The sequence below is a fragment of the Flavobacterium cheongpyeongense genome (assembly GCF_003202435.1).
Classification (GTDB): Bacteria; Bacteroidota; Bacteroidia; order Flavobacteriales; family Flavobacteriaceae; genus Flavobacterium; species Flavobacterium cheongpyeongense.
Genome location: NZ_QJHK01000083.1, coordinates 1 through 213 on the forward strand (window position 1 = coordinate 1; position 213 = coordinate 213).

1 protein-coding gene is annotated in these 213 nt (G+C 35.2%); it reads left to right on the forward strand.

Annotated elements, in window-relative coordinates; translation table 11 throughout:
* Nucleotides 1-103 precede the first annotated feature (103 nt).
* Nucleotides 104-213, forward strand: a 110-nt coding sequence (locus tag DMB65_RS21980) for a GIY-YIG nuclease family protein (protein WP_165835023.1), incomplete at its 3' end; no start/stop codon positions are given.

Below are 213 nucleotides of genomic sequence, written 5' to 3' on the forward strand. Positions count from 1 at the left end.
GGGCTCATATCCGCCGCGGCGGACACAGGTTCGAGTCCTGTTCCCGCTACTAAGTAAAAGCTTCAGAGAAATCTGGAGCTTTTTTGTTATAGCGTTTTGAAATATGGCTGAATTTGTTGTTTACATTCTTTATTCTGAAAAATTTAAGAAAAATTATACTGGTTTTACTTCCAATTTAATCGAAAGATTTAAATCTCATAATGTTCTTGAAAC